At 59.0% G+C, this 18,337-nt stretch carries 21 protein-coding genes and 1 pseudogene; 21 read left to right on the forward strand and 1 reads right to left on the reverse strand.

Annotated features, from left to right (window positions below):
• A pseudogene (locus HEP69_RS23745) lies at positions 1–159 on the reverse strand (IS5/IS1182 family transposase); the annotation flags it as partial.
• Positions 160–370: 211 nt separating this feature from the next.
• Between HEP69_RS23745 and HEP69_RS08685 the strand changes: the two are divergent.
• The 21 genes from HEP69_RS08685 (at position 371) to HEP69_RS08785 (ending at position 18,283) form a co-directional block, all read left to right on the forward strand.
• A complete protein-coding gene (locus HEP69_RS08685; RefSeq protein WP_290558155.1) occupies positions 371–1,876 on the forward strand; it encodes a sigma-54 dependent transcriptional regulator in 1,506 nt (501 codons plus the stop codon).
• A 3-nt stretch (positions 1,877–1,879) separates the two neighbouring features.
• A complete protein-coding gene (locus tag HEP69_RS08690) occupies positions 1,880–2,104 on the forward strand; it encodes a hypothetical protein (protein WP_037240002.1) in 225 nt (74 codons plus the stop codon).
• Positions 2,105–2,336: 232 nt separating this feature from the next.
• Positions 2,337–3,299: a hydrogenase gene (locus HEP69_RS08695; RefSeq protein ID WP_037240005.1), complete on the forward strand. Its 963-nt coding sequence runs from the start codon at positions 2,337–2,339 to the stop codon at positions 3,297–3,299.
• A 22-nt stretch (positions 3,300–3,321) separates the two neighbouring features.
• Positions 3,322–4,923, forward strand: coding sequence for a nickel-dependent hydrogenase large subunit (locus HEP69_RS08700; RefSeq protein WP_037240008.1), 1,602 nt, complete (start codon positions 3,322–3,324; stop codon positions 4,921–4,923).
• A 68-nt stretch (positions 4,924–4,991) separates the two neighbouring features.
• The gene (locus HEP69_RS08705) at positions 4,992–5,378 is read left to right on the forward strand and encodes a hypothetical protein (RefSeq protein ID WP_197060312.1); all 387 of its coding nucleotides are present in this window, start codon (positions 4,992–4,994) and stop codon (positions 5,376–5,378) included.
• A gap of 13 nt (positions 5,379–5,391) precedes the next feature.
• A complete protein-coding gene (locus tag HEP69_RS08710; RefSeq protein ID WP_037240012.1) occupies positions 5,392–5,703 on the forward strand; it encodes a hypothetical protein in 312 nt (103 codons plus the stop codon).
• The gene (locus tag HEP69_RS08715) at positions 5,703–6,176 is read left to right on the forward strand and encodes a hydrogenase maturation protease (RefSeq protein WP_037240351.1); all 474 of its coding nucleotides are present in this window, start codon (positions 5,703–5,705) and stop codon (positions 6,174–6,176) included. Before HEP69_RS08710 ends, HEP69_RS08715 begins: the two co-directional genes overlap by 1 nt.
• Before the next feature lie 47 nt (positions 6,177–6,223).
• Entirely contained in the window at positions 6,224–6,493 is a 270-nt protein-coding gene (locus tag HEP69_RS08720; RefSeq protein WP_290558156.1) for a hypothetical protein, read from the forward strand.
• A 104-nt stretch (positions 6,494–6,597) separates the two neighbouring features.
• A complete protein-coding gene (locus HEP69_RS08725) occupies positions 6,598–7,599 on the forward strand; it encodes a hypothetical protein (protein WP_100053154.1) in 1,002 nt (333 codons plus the stop codon).
• A 16-nt stretch (positions 7,600–7,615) separates the two neighbouring features.
• Positions 7,616–7,810, forward strand: a complete 195-nt coding sequence (locus HEP69_RS08730; RefSeq protein WP_211285984.1) for a hypothetical protein — start codon at positions 7,616–7,618, stop codon at positions 7,808–7,810.
• Positions 7,811–7,819: 9 nt separating this feature from the next.
• The gene (locus tag HEP69_RS08735; protein WP_037240016.1) at positions 7,820–8,041 is read left to right on the forward strand and encodes a hypothetical protein; all 222 of its coding nucleotides are present in this window, start codon (positions 7,820–7,822) and stop codon (positions 8,039–8,041) included.
• Between the two features lie 3 nt (positions 8,042–8,044).
• Entirely contained in the window at positions 8,045–8,914 is an 870-nt protein-coding gene (locus tag HEP69_RS08740; RefSeq protein ID WP_037240018.1) for a NifU family protein, read from the forward strand.
• Entirely contained in the window at positions 8,911–10,089 is a 1,179-nt protein-coding gene (locus HEP69_RS08745; protein WP_037240019.1) for an NHL repeat containing protein, read from the forward strand. Before HEP69_RS08740 ends, HEP69_RS08745 begins: the two co-directional genes overlap by 4 nt.
• A complete protein-coding gene (hypF, locus tag HEP69_RS08750; protein ID WP_037240020.1) occupies positions 10,086–12,431 on the forward strand; it encodes a carbamoyltransferase HypF in 2,346 nt (781 codons plus the stop codon). Before HEP69_RS08745 ends, hypF begins: the two co-directional genes overlap by 4 nt.
• Positions 12,422–12,715, forward strand: a complete 294-nt coding sequence (hypC, locus tag HEP69_RS08755) for a HypC/HybG/HupF family hydrogenase formation chaperone (protein ID WP_037240021.1) — start codon at positions 12,422–12,424, stop codon at positions 12,713–12,715. Before hypF ends, hypC begins: the two co-directional genes overlap by 10 nt.
• Positions 12,712–13,851 carry a hydrogenase formation protein HypD gene (gene hypD / locus HEP69_RS08760; protein ID WP_037240023.1) on the forward strand — a complete coding sequence of 380 codons (1,140 nt, stop codon included), beginning with the start codon at positions 12,712–12,714 and terminating at the stop codon, positions 13,849–13,851. The genes hypC and hypD overlap by 4 nt, the downstream gene beginning before the upstream one ends.
• Complete coding sequence (hypE, locus tag HEP69_RS08765; RefSeq protein WP_037240026.1) at positions 13,848–14,894, forward strand: hydrogenase expression/formation protein HypE; 1,047 nt, start codon at positions 13,848–13,850, stop codon at positions 14,892–14,894. The genes hypD and hypE overlap by 4 nt, the downstream gene beginning before the upstream one ends.
• The gene (locus tag HEP69_RS08770) at positions 14,894–15,646 is read left to right on the forward strand and encodes a hypothetical protein (protein WP_051922140.1); all 753 of its coding nucleotides are present in this window, start codon (positions 14,894–14,896) and stop codon (positions 15,644–15,646) included. Before hypE ends, HEP69_RS08770 begins: the two co-directional genes overlap by 1 nt.
• The gene (locus HEP69_RS08775; protein ID WP_037240029.1) at positions 15,646–15,888 is read left to right on the forward strand and encodes a hydrogenase maturation nickel metallochaperone HypA; all 243 of its coding nucleotides are present in this window, start codon (positions 15,646–15,648) and stop codon (positions 15,886–15,888) included. Before HEP69_RS08770 ends, HEP69_RS08775 begins: the two co-directional genes overlap by 1 nt.
• Positions 15,889–15,932: 44 nt before the next feature.
• Positions 15,933–16,718 (forward strand): hydrogenase nickel incorporation protein HypB, encoded by a 786-nt coding sequence (gene hypB / locus HEP69_RS08780; protein WP_211285985.1) that lies wholly within the window; start codon positions 15,933–15,935, stop codon positions 16,716–16,718.
• 632 nt (positions 16,719–17,350) lie between these two features.
• Positions 17,351–18,283: an IS5 family transposase gene (locus HEP69_RS08785; RefSeq protein WP_071675839.1), complete on the forward strand. Its 933-nt coding sequence runs from the start codon at positions 17,351–17,353 to the stop codon at positions 18,281–18,283.
• Positions 18,284–18,337 lie beyond the last annotated feature (54 nt).

The following is an 18,337-nucleotide window of genomic DNA, read 5'->3' on the forward strand; positions in this document are numbered from 1 at the left end:
TTTTGGGGGGGGCTCAGGGTGCTGAAGTCTGGCACCGACCAGTCAAGGCCGACCAGGCGCAACAGGCTTTCGACGAACCCGGTCGTCTGTCTGAATGGCAGTATCGCTGTAGGTCTGTTGGCGACCACGATTGCCTGTCGGCGCGGCCTCCCAGCACATCTCGGGATCGAACCAGATCGTCAGCGAGCCCCGGCGCTTGAGCGCTTCATTGTAGGCTGGCCAGTTCCTGGTCTTGTAGGTCGGGGATGTCGGTTTGCTCATGGAGCCCGGCTACCACGCTGGATTCACAAGATGAATCCCTCACGCGATTTGTGCAACAGAGCCCTCTGAAGCTAGATTGCAAGCAGAACTTGCATAAATAGTTCTCTTTATGCAAAGAATGTTTGCTGATACTGATCCGGCAATCATCAGTGGCAACGGAGGTCCAAGCACCTTGTCGAATATATCTACGGTTCTTATCAAGTCCAAGGACAAGGCTTTGACCCTGTCCGCTTCCAGCGCTCTGAGCGAATTGGATGGGTATCGGCTGATCTTTTGCGAGGATGATAACTCCGCAAAGAGCCGCCTTGACGAAGTGAACGTGGACCTCATTCTCTATGACGTCGATGAGGATGATTTTGGACCGGACAACGCGTTGGCGCGGTCTCGCTTGTCTCATACCGCGTGTTGGCGCATTGTTATTTGCGAAAAAAATGAAATGAGCTGCGGCGCGCAACTCTGCGAAGATACGGCGTCCTATTTGTATCTTGCCAAACCGGTGCAAGAGCAGCAGATCCGCATCGTCGTCAAGCGCGCCCTGGAACACGCCGAGCTGTCGCGCCGGCACCGGATACTGAGCAGAGAGCTCAAGCTGTCGCTGGATGACGAGATTTTCAACGACGAGGAAGGCGGATCGGTTCAGGGTGGCGTTTCACGCTTTGAAAGACTGGTCTATGCAAGCCCCAAGATGGCCGAAGTTGTCGCCGAGGCGAAAGTCGCGGCCTCCACGGGCATGCCGGTCCTGATCCGAGGCGAGACGGGCACCGGCAAGGAGCTTTTGGCGCGCGCCATTCACTTTAACTCGGATCGCGTGAATTCACCCATGCACAGCCAGAATTGCGGCGGTGTGTCTGACGATGCCTTGTATTCCGAGCTGTTTGGCCACATGCGTGGCGCCTTTCCGGGGGCGATTGCGGATCGGCTGGGCCTTTTTCGGGCGGCTGATGGGGGCACGGTGTTTCTGGACGAGGTGTCAGAAGTATCACCGCATTTTCAGGTGGCCCTTTTACGCTTCCTGCAAGAGGGCGAAGTCAAACCACTTGGTTCAGACAAGACACTGTACAGCAACGTGCGGATCATCGCGGCATCCAACCGTTCAATTGAGGAGATGGTGGAAAAAGGCAGTTTCCGCCGCGATCTGTATTATCGTTTACGCGGGTTTCAACTGGAATTGCCACCGCTTCGCGACCGGACCGACGACATCCCGGTGCTGACACAGTTCTTTGTTGAGAAATATGCCGGTGTGGTTGGTCGCCGGGTATTGGGTGTCACATCTGACGTTCTGAAGCGGTTGGAGTATTACCCATTTCCGGGCAATGTCCGCGAGCTGGAAAGCGAAGTTCAGCGCATGGTCGCGGTTGCGGAACAAGGTGGATATGTTGCTCTACGACATTTATCGGAAAAGATCGCGCGCACGCCAATCGAAAACGGCGAGGACGCAGCTTTCGTGCCATCCGGTGTAACGCTTAAAGACAAGGTCGAACATTTGGAGCAGGTCGTTTTGACCAAGGCGCTGGAGGCGTTTCATTGGAATCAAAGTAAGGTCGCGGAAGAATTGGGCTTGTCACGAGTCGGGCTGGCAAACAAGATCAAGAGATACGGTCTGCGCAAAGGGTAAGACATGGACGATGACGCGCCTGCCACGAAAGTCATTGGTTTCCCCTATGCCCGATCCGGACTGGCCAAGACCCGGTCCAAGCCGCGCAATCTGGGCCTGACCGCCATGTCAAAGGCCGTTGCTCCTTCGGGCACGGGCGCCAGGGGCCATTGGTGCAAGAGCTGCAAGGGGATCTGGTACAGCTACTTCGGAGAGGCCGAATGCCCGGCTTGCGGGCGACGGGGCTAAGCCCTGTCAGCTGTCAGCCAAGTTTACATTCCCCCATGGCAACTTAGTTTTCAGTTTACACTTTGTTACCAGAAATCGCCGCGCTGACCGCTAGTGTTGATTTGCTCGACTGTGCGCAACGGTACACACTTCCACCATAAATGCCGCGACTTTCGCAGGGTCGACAAGCAACAAGCCTGGCTCTGAGGCGAGGATGTCGCGGCAGGAATGATAGTCTTTGGGAGGAAGAAAAATGGCAAACCTGTTGTGGCTTCAGGGGGGCGCGTGTTCCGGCAACACGATGTCTTTCCTGAATGCAGAGGAACCAAGCGCATGTGATCTGGTCACTGACTTTGGGATCAACGTCCTTTGGCAACCCTCCCTCGGGCTTGAACTGGGCGATCAGGTCAAAGCGATCGTCGAGAAGTGTATTTCTGGCGAGATCAAGCTGGACATCTTTGTCTTCGAAGGCACCGTCATCAATGCGCCGGACGGCACCGGCGAATGGAACCGGTTCTGCGGGCGCCCGATGAAGGAGTGGGTGAAAGAGCTGTCAGCGGTTGCTGATTTTGTCGTGGCGATCGGCGATTGCGCGACCTATGGCGGCATTCCGGCGACGGCGCCGAACCCGTCCGACAGCGTCGGCCTGCAGTTTCTCAAGCGCGACAAGGGCGGCGCACTGGGTGAAGGTTTTGCCGCTAAATCCGGATTGCCTGTCATCAATATTCCGGGTTGTCCGGCACACCCTGACTGGGTAACGCAGATTCTGGTGGCGGTTGCCACGGGTCGGGCCGGTGATCTGACGCTGGATGAATTCCATCGCCCCAAAACGTTCTTTTCCTCTTTCACGCAGACCGGGTGCACGCGCAACATGCATTTTGCCTACAAGGTGTCGACCACGGCGTTCGGCCAGCGCAAGGGGTGCCTGTTCTACGATCTGGGGTGTCGTGGTCCTATGACTCACAGCCCCTGCAATCGCATCCTGTGGAACCGCCATTCGTCAAAAACCCGTGCGGGTATGCCCTGCCTGGGCTGTACCGAACCGGAGTTCCCGTTCTTTGATCTGGCGCCGGGAACGGTCTTCAAGACACAAACCGTCATGGGTGTACCCAAGGACATGCCCGAGGGCGTGGACAAGAAGGGTTACATCAAGCTCACCTCCGCCGCCAAAGGCGCGGCACCTGCGTGGGCAGAGGAAGATATCTTCGTAGTCTAACTGCGAATTGGGAGAGAGAATTATGTCTGCAGCAGTAGAAACACTCGACATTTCGCCGGTTGGCCGCGTCGAAGGCGATCTGGATGTCCGGGTCGATATTGAAAACGGCGTTGTCACCAACGCCTGGACCCACGCGGAGATGTTTCGCGGGTTCGAAGTCATCCTGAAAGACAAGGACCCCCAAGCCGGTCTGGTCGTCACGCCGCGCGCCTGCGGGATCTGCGGTGCGTCACACCTGACCTGCGCAGCCTGGGCACTCGATACTGCCTGGGGCACCACCGTGCCGCGCAACGCCATTCTGGCGCGCAACCTCGGCCAGATCGTGGAATCTCTGCAGTCCCTGCCGCGCCACCATTATGGGTTGTGGATGATCGACTATACCAACGAAAACTACGCGATGAGCCCGTTTTACGAGGAAGCCGTCAAACGCTATTCCCCGTTTACCGGCACATCCTATGAAGCAGGCGTGACAATCTCCGGCCGTCCGGTCGAGATTTACGCGCTGTTGGGCGGTCAGTGGCCGCATTCGTCCTTCATGGTGCCTGGCGGCGTCATGTGTTCTCCGACACTTACGGATATCACCCGCGCCTGGTCTATTCTGGAGCATTTCCGTCAGAACTGGATCGAGCCACTGTGGCTCGGCTGCTCAATGGAGCGTTACGAAGAAATCCAGACCTTGGAGCAATTCGAGGCATGGCTGGACGAAAAGCCCGAGCACGCCAATTCTGATCTGGGCCTGTTCTGGCGCATGTCCAAGGACATTGGCCTTGACCAGTACGGTAAAGGCCACGGCCGGTTCACCACATGGGGGTATCTGCCCCACGAGGACAAGTATCAGAACCCCACGATTGATGGTCGCTCAGATGCGGTGATCATGAAATCGGGCATCTACGACGGTGCATCCGACACATTCAGCCCGATGGACCAGTCCTTTGTCCGCGAAGACACGCAGCACGCCTGGTACGACGAGGCGGCGGGTGCGGTCCACCCGTTCGACCGCACCACGAACCCAGTGAGCAAGAACCCCATCGACCCGGAGGGCAAGTATTCCTGGTCGACGGCCGTGTCGCATGCCGAAAGCGGTCGCCTCGAGGCCGGCCCGCTGGCGCGGCGTCTGGTGGCGGGCAATGACACGGGCCATGACTTCCAGCACAGCGACGGGTTGGTGCTGGATATGTACCGCAAGATGGGCGGTGCTTCGACGATGCTGCGCCACTTTGCGCGGATGCACGAGCTTTGCATTCTCTATCGCGAAGCCGAACGCAATTTGCGCGAGTTCCAGTTGAACGACGAATGGTATATAAAGCCAACTGAAAAAGACGGACAGGGCTGGGGTGCGACCGAGGCGATTCGCGGTGCGCTGTGCCATTGGATCGATGTACGCGACGGCAAGATCGCCAATTACCAGATCATCGCGCCGACGACATGGAATGTTGGGCCGCGTACATCTGACGGCGCCCGGGGGCCAATCGAAGAAGCGTTGATCGGCACGCCGATCAAGAACAGCGCGGATCCGGTCGAGGTCGGTCACGTTTGTCGATCCTATGACAGTTGCCTTGTGTGTACTGTTCATGCGCATGATGCCAAATCCGGTGATGAACTGGCACGCTTCCGAACAGCCTGATGTTTATGTTTGGCCGGCGGATCAAATCTGCCGGCCAAACGACATCCGGCAATTAGGGAGGAAGCTGAATGTCAGAAAATCCGGAAGCATCAATAACCCAAGCGCAGCGCCAGGCCTACTTGGACAGATATGGCCTGACACCCGCCGAAGCGGGGCATGAAATGCTCCTCCAGATGATAGAGGACCATTTCGCGGAAGGACTGGAAACCAAGGTCGAGCCTTTTCCGGAAACGGATCGTGAATTCGGTGCGCTGCTTGACGAATTGCGGCCTCTGAGCGCGGATCAGCTGCGCGAAAAACTGGTGATCTCAGGCTGGCTTTTGCAGCCCTACGGCGAAGACGAGATGCGGTGCCAGGAATGTATGTACTACCTGGTGCACAAGCGCTGGTGCGACCTGCCAGAACTTGATCTCCCGGCAAAGCCGGAATGGTGGTGCCGTCTGTGGCGGATCTGAAAGGAGCGCTGACATGGATGATGACGAGACTCGCGCAACAATCGCCGAGATGCTGGCTTCGGGTCTGGAAACCGAGGTCTGGCCACGGGCCGGAACCAGCGAAGAGGTCAATGAAATCGTGGCGCGCCTGCAGGTCGAGGCAGGTCAGGATCTGGAAAAGAAACTCGTCATCGCCGGTTTCACCGATCACACGATCGAGGCTGACGAGATTGAGCAACCCTGCGAGACCTGCATGTACTACAAGGTCCATGCGAAATTCTGCGAATTGCCGGAACTGATGGTGCCGGTCGAACCGGAATGGTCCTGCCGCCTGTGGCGGATCTGATGCCGCTTGATGTTGTCGTCATCGGATGCGGCAACCCAAACCGAAGCGACGACGGCGTCGGTCCGCATCTCATCGCTCAAATGCGCGAAAACGGCGTGCCGGAGCACACTCGCATATTCGACGGCGGAACCGACGGGATGTCGGTCATGTACAGCGCACGCGGCGCCACGCATCTGATCATTGTCGATGCCCGGGTCCCCGAAGGGTCGCCGGGCACCATTTATGAGGTTCCTGGAGAGGTTCTGGAAGCACCGCCCAACAACAGCCTGAACCTGCATGATTTCAGGTGGGATCATGCGCTTTACGCAGGACGCCGTATCTATGGTGATGCGTTTCCCAAGACGACATCGGTGCTGTTGATCGAGGCCGCGACGCTGGAGCTTGGGTTAGGCCTGAGCGACGAGGTTTCTCGCGCGGCGCGGACGGTTGAGTGCCGCATTCGGGACCTGATCGATACGTGGTCGGAGGCATGAGCACGATCGCGATCAGGGATGGTGCGATCTATCTGCCTTGCGCCGTGGTGGACACCTATTTCCGCGGCATTGATGCGGTCATCGTACTGATCCAACAGGATGAATTATTGGTGATGCCCGTGCATCAGGCAACCGCCGGAGGGTGCCTTTTGAAGGTCCGGAATGCTGCAGGTGATCGGGTGGTTCAGGCCCGTGATGTTTTCCAGGATCAAGACCTTCTGGACTTTGCAACCGACAGCCTGACCGTCGCGTGGCAGGCCAGCAAAGGGGCGCTTTGTGCAGAATTGAAGCCGGATCAGCGCGGCGAGGATGTGTAAACTAAGTTTTCTATAAACCAAGTAAGTTGACAGCGCCCGCTTTGAGTGCTTTTCTCGGTCGAACACAGAAATCGAACCAGATTCGATTCGAGGGAGAAACCGGTTTGACGAATATCAGTCGTGCTCAGCAGCAGGTGCAGGCGGCCATGACCGCGGTCGAAACGGCTGCGGCGACGCAGGCCGAAAAGGCCGAGATGCTGATGGAAATCGCGATGGGGCTTCAGCAGAAACCCGAACGTGCCGAAGACATCTTTGCTGCCGTGGATCTCTACAAACTTGCCATGGATCTTGCGCCGGAAGGCGAAGTTCTGGGGGTCGCCCGCATTCGTGCGCGTATGGCCACAGCGCTGATGGCCGTGCCCGCCGAAGATGCGACGCAGCTAAAGGAAGCGAAATCCGAAATAGAGATCGCGCTTGCAACCCTGACTGCGGAAGGGTCGGACGCCGAAGTGGCCGAAGCCGAAATGAACCTTGGTCTGATCTGCCAGACACTTGCGGGCATGCATCTCTTGCCGATCCAACCTGCCATCAGCGCCTATCAGCGGTCGCTCAGGACCTTCGACAAGACCAACTACCCCAAGGAATTCGCGGTCCTGCAAAGCAACCTGGCCACGGCGTTCCTGTCCATGCCGTTCACCGACCAGTCCGGGAAGATGCGCGAGGCGCTGGCAGTGCAGGCCTTTGAAGAGGCGTTGACGGTCGTCAACCTGATAGACCATCCCAACGAATACGCGATGCTGCAAAACAACCTTGGCAACGCGCTGCAGTACGTGTCCTCGTCTCACCGGGTGGAAAACGGATATCGCGCTCTAGAGGCTTATGATGAGGCGCTCAAGGTGCGCACCATCCGCGACATGCCCGAAGAATATGCCAACACCATCGCGAACAAAGCCAATTGCCTGTCGAACCTGCCGGACGATCCGCAAAATCCCGACGGCGGCAACTTTGGCAACCTGACCGAAGCGGTGCGTCTGCTGGAAGAAGCGCGCGGCGTATTCGCCAAGCGCGGGGCCGGCGAAAAGGCACAAGCAGTAAGCGAAGCCATTGCCGAACTGAACGCGGCCCTTGGCCCATCAACAATTCTGGAACGGAGCGGATTACAATGATGAATGGAGAATACAGTTGAGCGCTATAGTCGTAATTTTGGCCCTGGTCGCCGGCCTGGCCGCCGCCTTGGGTGCAGGGGCCTTGTCGGGTCTGCGCATCGGTAAAGATGCACTGGGCGCAGAGCTGGCCGCCTATATGGGCGCGCTTTACGGCGGGCTTGCAGGTGGCGGCGCAGTTGTCGTGACCACGCTTGTTCTTTTGCTGATCTAGGAGGTCGCCATGCTGGGAATGGCCATGAATTCTGCAAAACTGTTTTTTGCAGGCAAGCTTTTCAAAGACAACAAAACCGTGGTCCGACAGTTGATGATGGGGGCTGGCGCCGGCGTGATCGCCGGTATCGTCATCGGGTTGTTTGCACCGATCTGGGTGGCAGCCATCGCCGCAGGCGCTGTAAGCGGCGCTGTGCAGCCTGTGTTGTTCAAAGATCTGAAATACGCATAAGCAATGCCGGATGCCGCATCTCTTGAAGGCGAAGAGCCGACTCTGGATCGCCTGATCGGCGATCTGAAGGCGCTTGAAATGCTGGCAGACGGCTGGGATGAGGCGGCCCGCAACGGAGCCCATGCAAGGGCTGAAGCCGTAGATGCATTGAACAAGGAGGCGTTCCGACGGTTGATCGGAGCGCTTAAGGACAACCCAGAGTTTGGCAACGCCCTGAAAGAGGCGGCCCGGGATGAAGTGGTCTACGCCGTGTTGCGCCGCCACGGGATATTGCGGCCATCGCTCTACGAACGGGTCGAGGCGGCGCTGGAAACGGTGCGCCCGAGCCTGGTCAGCCATGGCGGCGATGCCGAGGTCGCTGCGGTCGAAGGCAAGCGCGCAGAAATTCGGTTTCTGGGTGCCTGTGATGGGTGCCCGGCGTCACAACTGACGTTCTATGCGGGTGTCAAAAAGGCCATTCAGGATCAGGTTCCCGAGATCACCGAAGTGAAACAGGCCAAGGGTCTGGGCGGTGGCGGGTCGGACGGCGTTCAGTTCACGTCGCCCTTTGCAAATTACGGCGACAACGAGTGGACAACGGCGCTGCCGCTGGATGATCTGGCCGATGGCGAAACGCGCTTTATCGACATCGACACTCATTCAGTGATCATCACCCGCTTTGCCGACAAGGTAAGCTGCTTCAAGAATGCATGCGCCCATATGGGCCTTGAGATGACCCAAGGCGATATCATCGAGACGATCCTGTCCTGCCCGCATCACGGGTTTCGATATGCGCTTGAGAGTGGCGAGTGTTTGACTGCTCCCGAGGTGCAATTGCAGCCGCACGCGGTGCGGGTCAAAGGCCCCAATATCGAAGTGAGGATTATCGCGTGAAAGTCTCGCTGTCCCGCTCGTTCAGCCCGCAAAAGGCGCCCGGCACCATAACCCCCGGTGCGCCGTTGTTGGGTGGGCAGGGCGCCCGCGTCATTTTGGGCAGCGACGGCGGTTCACTTGTACAGGCGATCACGCCCGCGCCGCACCTGATGTTCGGGCCGCGCGGCGTGTGCCTGCATCCGGACGGCTCGCTTTGGGTGTCAGACACGGGGCATCACCGGGTGCTGGGATGGAAAACCGTCCCGACAAATGACGACACACCTGCCGATATTCTTTTGGGTCAGCCCGACTTTGGCCGCGAGGGCCGAAACGCCAAGGGCCCGGTGGCTGCGAACACCGTGAATGTGCCGACCGGGATCGTTGCATTTCGGGGTGGGCTGGCCGTGGCCGACCCGTGGAACCACCGCGTGCTGATCTGGCGCGAAACGCCCACCGGTCCCGACCACGAGGCTGATATCATTCTTGGTCAGCCTGACGCCCACAGCGCACTGGCAAATTTGGGTCTGTCGCATGCGCGCGCTGATACGATGCACTGGCCTTACGGGGTCTCGGCGGATGGCAATCGGTTGATCGTATGCGACACCGGAAACCGCCGTGTGCTGATCTGGGACGATCCGCAAACCACGGGTCAACCGGCGGATCTGGTTCTGGGACAGCACGATTTCACCTGCCGGGATGAAAATGCGGGCGGGGCGGTTTCGGACGTATCGATGCGCTGGCCGCACATGGCCATCGTCTGGCAAGGCGGTCTGGCGGTGGCAGATGCCGGCAACAACCGGGTGATGATATGGGATGCGTTTCCCGGCCAGAACGGCACCCAATGCGACACGGTGCTGGGACAGGCGGATATGACCGCCTGCGACCACAATATGGCGTCGTATTATCCCACGTCACAAGCGATGAATATGCCCTATGCGCTGGCAACACTTGGGTCGACGCTGGTGGTGGCTGACACGGCCAATTCACGACTTCTGGGATTTGAGGATACCGGTATGGCGGCCCACGCCGACCGGCTGACGGCGCAGCCGGATTTTGCGGCCAAAGGCGACAACCGCTGGGGCATTGCCGAGCGCGATACGGTGTGCTGGCCCTATGGGCTGTCTGCTCTGGGCTCGACGGTGGCGGTGGCCGACAGCGGCAACAACCGCATTCTGATCTGGGACGCGGCGACATGACCGGTGCCCGCTTCACCGTTTCTGGTCAGGTTCAGGGCGTAGGCTTTCGCCCGACGGTCTGGCGGCTGGCGCATGAAATGGGCCTGACGGGCGATGTGAAAAACACCGGCGAAGGCGTAGTGATCCAGCTTTGGGGGGACCATGTCGCAACCTTTCCAGACAGGCTGCACAGCGCACTGCCGCCGCTGGCGCGCATCGAACGGCTCGATGTCACACCCCTGACCGACCCAGCCCCTTGCGGATTTGAAATCACCGCATCGCAAGAGGGCGAGATGCGAGGCAATGTGACGCCAGATGCCGCAACCTGCGCCGATTGCCTGGAGGAAATCCGCAATCCGTTTGAGCGGCGCTATCGCTATCCGTTTGCCAATTGCACCAATTGCGGGCCGCGCTTTTCGATTGTGCAGGCCGCTCCCTATGACCGCGCTAAAACAACCATGGCGCCGTTTGATTTCTGTCCACCTTGCGAGGCGGAATATTCCAACCCGGTCGACCGCCGCTTTCACGCGCAGCCGGTGGCCTGTGGCCGGTGCGGACCGAACATCTGGATCGAGAAACTTGGCAAGGGCGCGGTGAATCTCGAAGCGTTTTCAATGCTGGATGACGTGGATGCCACCGGCGGGATGATCATGAATGGTCACATCGTCGCAATCCGGGGTCTGGGCGGTGTGCATCTAGCTTGTGACGCCACCAACGCCGCGGCCGTGGCCGAATTGCGCAGGCGCAAATCGCGCACGGGCAAGGCCTTTGCCCTGATGGCCCGCGATCTGGATGTGGTGCGCGCGTATTGCGAGGTGTCGAAGATCGAGGCCGATCTTCTGTCGAGCCCGCAAGCACCTATCGTTCTGCTGAAGGCCAAGCCCAACGGTCTGCCAAGCGAGATCGCGCCGGGTCTGGATCGTCTTGGCGTAATGCTGCCCTATACGCCGTTCTATCACATGATCCTGCGGCGCATCGGGCGCCCGGTGATCATGACCAGCGGCAATCCTTCGGGTCAGCCGCAATGCATCGACAATCAGGAAACCCGCGACCGTCTTGCCGATATCGCAGATTTCGCCTGTCTTCATAACCGCGACATCGCCAACCGGATCGATGACAGTGTTGTGCGCGTCGATCTGGGCCGTCCGCGCGTGCTGCGCCGGGCGCGTGGATATGCGCCGCAGGGGCTTGAACTGCCAGCCGGGTTTTCCGACGCGCTTGAGGTTCTGGCGCTCGGTGCGGAACAGAAGAACACATTCTGCCTCGTCAAGGACGCCCGCGCCATCATGTCCCAGCACATGGGCGATCTGGAGGATGTGGCCACAAACGCGGATGTGACGCGCAATCTGGGTCTATACGAAAACCTCTTTGATCATGCTCCAGATATAATCGCTGTCGATCAGCATCCGCAATACCTGTCCACGCAGCGCGGGTTCCAGATGGCAGGCGACCGGCCTGTGATCCAGGTACAGCATCACCACGCGCATATCGCCGCGTGCCTGGTCGAGAACAACCGGCCCCTGAGCGCAGAACACGTGCTAGGCATCGCGCTGGACGGCACAGGCCTGGGGGATGACGGCACGATCTGGGGCGGTGAATTCCTGATCTGCGACTACCACGGGTATCGCCGGGTCGGCTGTCTGAAACCAGTTGCACTGCCCGGCGGTGTGGCCGCCGTGCGTGAGCCATGGCGCAATGCCTATGCGCATCTGATGGCCGAGATGGGCTGGGGCGAGTTTGCAATCAACTTTCCCGATCTGGAGGTCTTCAGCCGTATGCGGGACCTGCCTCGCGACACTTTGGATGCGATGATCAAGTCTGGAACGAATTCGCCCTTGGCGTCGTCCTGTGGCCGGCTGTTCGATGCCGCTGCCGCGATTGCAGGCATCGCTTGGGACCGGCAGAATTACGAGGGCGAAGCCGCGATCCTGTTCGAGGCCGCCCTTGATCCTGACGCGCTGAACGAGCCAGATGATCTGGCCTATCCGTTTTCAATACCGCTGATGGGCGGCAAGGGCATGCCCTATATCGAGCCGCTGGCCGTCTGGCGCGCCATGCTGGGCGATCTGGTTCTGCAGACACCCATTGGCACGATTTCGGCAAGGTTTCACCGGGGATTGGCCCGCGCCATTGTCGAAATGGCGGTGCGGCTGACCAAAGACACGGCCATCGACACCGTCGCCCTGTCGGGTGGCTGTTTTCAAAACGCGACGCTGTTCGCGCTGGTTCATCAAGGCTTGGAAGGAGCAGAGCTGACGGTTCTGAGCCATTCCGACTATCCGGCGAATGACGGCGGTATTTCACTGGGGCAAGCCGTGATTGCCCTGGCAAACACACAAGGGGAGGACGCAAAATGTGCCTAGGAATTCCAGGACAAATTACCGAGATCTCGGATGCGACCCGCAAGCTCGCCATGGTCGACATCTCGGGCGTGAAACGTGAGGTCAACGTGGCCTGCATCGCGGGTGATGACCCGTTGGAGGACTTGATTGGCACGTGGACCTTGATCCATGTCGGTTTTGCCATGAGCAAGATCAACGAAAAGGAAGCGGCCCTGACACTGGAGGTCCTGCGCGAACTTGGCGAAGCGCAGGAAGAGATAGAGGCGATGCGGGCCAGTGCGGCCATGCTGTCGGAAGCGTCATGAAATACGCTGATGAATTCCGCGATCCGGTGGCCGCCAAAGGCGTGCTGGCTGCCATCGAACGCGTGACCAACGAGATCGGAGCGACCAAGGAAAAGCCGGTTCATATCATGGAGATTTGCGGCGGGCATACGCACGCGATCTTTCGCTATGGTCTGGACAAGCTGACCCCGCCGGGGCTGGAGTTCATTCACGGCCCCGGCTGCCCGGTTTGCGTCCTTCCGATGAGCCGCGTGGATGAATGCGTACAGATCGCCGAAGATCCGAATGTGATCTTTACAACCTTTGGCGATGCGATGCGCGTGCCGGGCACCAAGAAATCCCTCATGCAGGCCAAAGCCGACGGCGCCGATATCCGCATGGTCTATTCGCCGCTGGACGCGTTGGAACTGGCGCGCCGCAACCCCGACCGCGAGGTGGTGTTCTTTGGCCTTGGGTTCGAGACGACCACGCCTTCGACGGCCCTGTCGATCCTTCAGGCCGATACCGATGGGCTGACGAATTTCACTATCTTCTGCAACCACATCACCGTGCCGCCGCCGATCAAGGCGTTGCTGGATGACCCTTATATGGTCTTGGATGGTTTCGTGGGCCCGGGCCATGTGTCGATGGTGATCGGCACCGAACCTTACCAGTTCATCGCGCGCGACTATGGCAAACCCATCGTGGTGGCGGGGTTTGAACCGCTTGATCTGTTGCAATCGGTGCTGATGGTGCTGGAACAAATCCGCGATGGCCGTGCCGAGGTGGAAAACCAATATGCGCGGATCGTGCCCAACGAGGGCAACCCGGTATCCATCGCCGCCTGCGAGCAGGTCTATGAGCCGCGCCCAACCTTTGAATGGCGCGGTCTGGGTGAGATTGATGAAAGCGGATTGCGCATTCGCGACCGGTACAAGGCATACGATGCCGAGGTGAAATTCAACATCGGCTACGGCCGCAACACATCGTTCACAGAAGAACAGGAAGGTTGCGCCTGCGGCGACGTCATGACCGGGCGGATCAAGCCCCACGCGTGTCCGCAATTCGGCAAGGGCTGCACGCCCGAGATGCCGCTGGGGGCCCTGATGGTCAGCTCGGAAGGGGCCTGCGCGGCCTATTACCAATATGGCGGCCTTGATCTGGAGCCGGTAGAATGAACGCGATGGACCGCCAGCCCAGACGCGTCGTTGCCGACAAGGTGACGATGGCCCATGGCGGGGGCGGCAAGGCGATGCGCGACCTGATCGAGGATGTGTTCACATCGGTCTTCTGTCCGCCCGGCATGGAAGATCAAGCGCGGCTGATGGATGATGCGCTCACCGTACCCGGAGCGCGGCTGGCCTTTACGACGGACGGGTTCGTGGTGTCCCCGATGGAATTTCCCGGTGGCGATATCGGTAAGATCGCTGTCTGCGGCACTGTGAACGATCTGGCTGTTGGCGGGGCGAAACCGCTGTGGCTGTCAGCGGCCTTTGTCATCGAAGAAGGTGTCGAGATTTCGACGCTGCGCCGGATCGCGGCGTCGATGCAAAATGCCGCCGATGATGCGGGCGTTGCCATTGTGACGGGTGACACAAAGGTCGTCGGCAAAGGATCAGGCGATGGAGTTTTTATCACCACATCCGGCATCGGCGTGATCGCGCCGGGCCGCGACCTGTTGGCCGAAACCGTGCAGCCCGGTGATGTTGCCATCGTCAACGGCGTGCTTGGTGATCACGGTGCGGCCATCCTTGCCGCGCGCGGCGATATGGCGCTGAGCACCGAAATCCCGTCGGACTGCCAACCGCTCAATCATCTGATGGAGGCAATATTGTCTGCTGCCCCCGGCACGCGGGTTGCAAGAGATGCGACACGCGGCGGGCTGGCCTCGGCCCTGAATGAAATCGCCGATGCTGCCGGTGTCGGCGTTGAAATCGGCGAAGACGTTCTGCCTTTGCGCACCGAAGTCAAAGGCGTTTGCGAGATTTTGGGGCTGGATCCACTCTATCTGGCCAATGAAGGTACATTGGTGATCTTCGTTCCCGAGGATCAGGCCGACGCGGCGTTGTCCGCGATGCACGCCACCGATGCGGGCCGCGAGGCCGTGATCATCGGCAAGGCCACCACCCAGCATCCCCGAACGGTGGTGATGAAAACTGTCTTTGGCGGTCTGCGCATTGTCGACATGCTGGTCGGTGAACAACTTCCGAGGATTTGCTAATGGCCTTACTGGAAAATCTTACATTTCTTGATGCGTCGTCATCGTCTGGGTTCCTGGTTTTGGGTCTTCTGTTTGGCATGGTTCACGCCCTCGAAGCAGATCATTTGGCTGCGATCATTACGCTTAGCAGGGGCGGAAAAAACAAGCTCCTGCTGCGAGGCGCCGTCTGGGGCCTGGGTCACACGGCGACGTTGCTGATCATGTCCATTGGCGTGATTGTGTTCAGCCTCGTTCTCAATGAGCAGCGCGCGGCAACGTTCGAATTTGCTGTTGGCGTCATGCTGGTTTTTCTCGGAGCACAGGTCGTGCACAGGTTTCGCAAGGACAGGCTGCACTATCACGTCCATCAACATGAGGGACAGGGGTATCACATGCACGTGCACAGTCACGCGTCCGATGTGGCCGACCATTCCAAAAGCTCGCATGCCCACGTACACGCCGAGCGATTTCCCCTGAAAGCCTTTTTCATTGGTCTGCTGCACGGCGCGGCCGGATCGTCCGGGCTCATCGTGCTGGCGGTCTCCAAAACTGGCGACCCCTGGCTGGCTGTCGGATATGTCGGTCTGGTCGGCCTTGGGTCCGTTCTTGGCATGGCGGCCATGTCCGTTGTTGTCGGTTGGCCGGTGCTCCAGGCGCCGAAAATCGCAAAAGGCCTTCATACCGCCGTGCAGATGTCCATTGCTGCGGTCGTTGTCGCCATCGGCCTGTCAATCATGTGGGAAACCGGACCAGTGGCCTGGGGGACTGGTTGATGCACGAGCTTGGACTGGCCCGCAGCATTGCGGGTATCGCAGAAGAAAACGCCAAAGGGCGAAGGCTCAAGGAAGTCCGCGTGGCGATCGGCCCACAGGCCTGTGTGGAACGCGGCGCACTGACCTTTTGCTGGGATCTGGTGACCGAAAGTACCGCTATTTCCGGGGTGTCCTTGGGATTTATCGATGCGGACAACGACACATTCGTCGTACGCGAAATAGAATTTATGGAGGAAGCATAATGTGTGGAGTATGCGGCTGCGCCGACCCTGCAAACGAGGTTTCGATGACCGATTCTCAAACCGGCGTCAAAGTCCTGTTGCGGGACGATCATGCGCATGACCACGGACATGATCATGATCACGCGCATTCTCATGACGACCATCACCACGGTCATGATGAGCCGCATGTCCATGGCCCGGGCGGCGAGATCATTTCCCTGGAAACTGCAATTCTCGGCAAAAACAACGAAATCGCGACCCGCAACCGCGGCTGGTTCGAAGGGCGCGGCGTCATCGCCCTGAATATCGTCTCCTCGCCCGGATCCGGTAAGACTACGCTGCTTGAAGAGACGATCAAGCGCATGAAGGACAAAGCCGATATCGCGGTCATCGAAGGTGATCAGATGACGTCGAATGACGCCGATCGTATCCGCGATGCAGGCGCCCGTGCCGTCCAGATCAACACCGGTGCCGGGTGCCATCTCGAAGCGGATATGATTGCCTTCGCCGTACAATCTTTGGATCCCCAAACCGGGTCAATCCTGATGATCGAGAATGTGGGAAATCTGGTGTGTCCGGCCATGTTCGATCTGGGCGAAAAGATGAAAATCGCTGTGATTTCAACGACGGAAGGCGAAGACAAGCCGACCAAATACCCACATATGTTCCGCGCCGTGGAATGGGTCGTCATCAACAAAATGGATCTGGCTCCGCATGTGGATTTCGATGAAGAAGCCTGTCGGCAAAACATATTGGAGGTCAATCCGGGAGTGAAAATCTTCTGCCTGTCGGCCCGAACGGGGGATGGCATGGATGCATGGTGTTCGAGCCTGGCCGAATTGAAAGCCTGAAATTGAACGGATTGGTGAGTTACCTCTCCTGTCAAGTCACTGCTGTGAGACCCTCATCCATATCGTGAGTGCAGCGCACCAATCCGTGTAAAAAAAAGATCACCACCCAGCCGCAGATGGACTATCGAATTGCGACCCCTCCACCTGCCGGATTATTTGCGTGCCTAGAGCGCCAATTTAGGGTGTGTACCTGCGCGCTGTTGAAAGCATTTAGCTGCTCCAATTTTGCAGCGGTCTGAACGGTCTTTGGTACGGCGAGCCATGAATTCGCCCCCGGCTTCTTGCAGCGACCAGAATGAGTGACCGGTTCTCCCGCTGCACTGCGGCACAAGCATTTTTGCTCGTGCAACATTTTTCACGCTGCGAGCGCGCGCAGCGAAAACTAAAGACTTCTGCAATGGGCTCGTTTGAGACCTTCGCGGCATCCCGCCTTAACGTCGGCAATGGCGTGAAAGGGCGTCTGTGCGCAGATGTTTTGGTCATCCCCATAATGTAGAGATCTCAAGAGTCTTATCGTCCGGGAAGTTTTGCTGTAACGTTCGATCGTCGCGTGAACGGGGACTCTGAGTGGCTCTGTTGCACAAATCGCGTGAGGGATTCATCTTGTGAATCCAGCGTGGTAGCCGGGCTCCATGAGCAAACCGACATCCCCGACCTACAAGACCAGGAACTGGCCAGCCTACAATGAAGCGCTCAAGCGCCGGGGCTCGCTGACGATCTGGTTCGATCCCGAGATGTGCTGGGAGGCCGCGCCGACAGGCAATCGTGGTCGCCAACAGACCTACAGCGATACTGCCATTCAGACTTGCCTGACAATGAAGGTGCTGTTCGGCATGGCACTCAGACAGACGACCGGGTTCGTCGAAAGCCTGTTGCGCCTGGTCGGCCTTGACTGGTCGGTGCCAGACTTCAGCACGCTGAGCCGCCGCCAGAAGACCCTCGCGGTCAACATCCCGTATCGTGGCTCCAAAGGGCCGCTGCACCTGCTGATCGACAGCACCGGCATCAAGGTCGAGGGCGAAGGCGAATGGCACGCACGCAAGCACGGCGGCCCCAAACGGCGCGTCTGGCGCAAGATCCATCTCGGGATCGACGAGCAAACGCTGGAGGTTCGAGCCGTCGAGATCACCGGGAGCCATATCGGCGATGCACCGGTGCTGCCCGACCTGCTCAACCAGATACCGGAGGGCCAGGAGATCGGCCGCGTCACCGCTGACGGCGCCTACGACACCCGCAAGTGCCATGATGCGATCGCTGACCGTGGCGCCCACGCCGTCATACCGCCCCGCAAGAACGCGAAGCCGTGGAAGACCGTCACCGCTGGTGCGGTTGCCAGAAACGAAGCCCTTCGGGCGGCGAAATATCTCGGCCGTGCGATCTGGCGAAACTGGAGCGGTTACCACCGACGAAGCCGTGCCGAAACGAAGATGCACTGTATGAAACTGCTGGGGCAGCGCCTCATGGCGAGGGACTTTGACCGACAGGTCGCAGAGGTCCAGATCCGCATCGCCGTCATGAACGGCTACACCGCGCTTGGCATCCCTGTCACAGAAACCGTGGGATGAATCCGTCCGGGGAAAGGGGAACTCCGGACATCAGAGGCTTTGTGCAACAGAGCC

This window comes from Aestuariivita sp. (assembly GCF_021404545.1).
Classification (GTDB): Bacteria; Pseudomonadota; Alphaproteobacteria; order Rhodobacterales; family Rhodobacteraceae; genus Aestuariivita.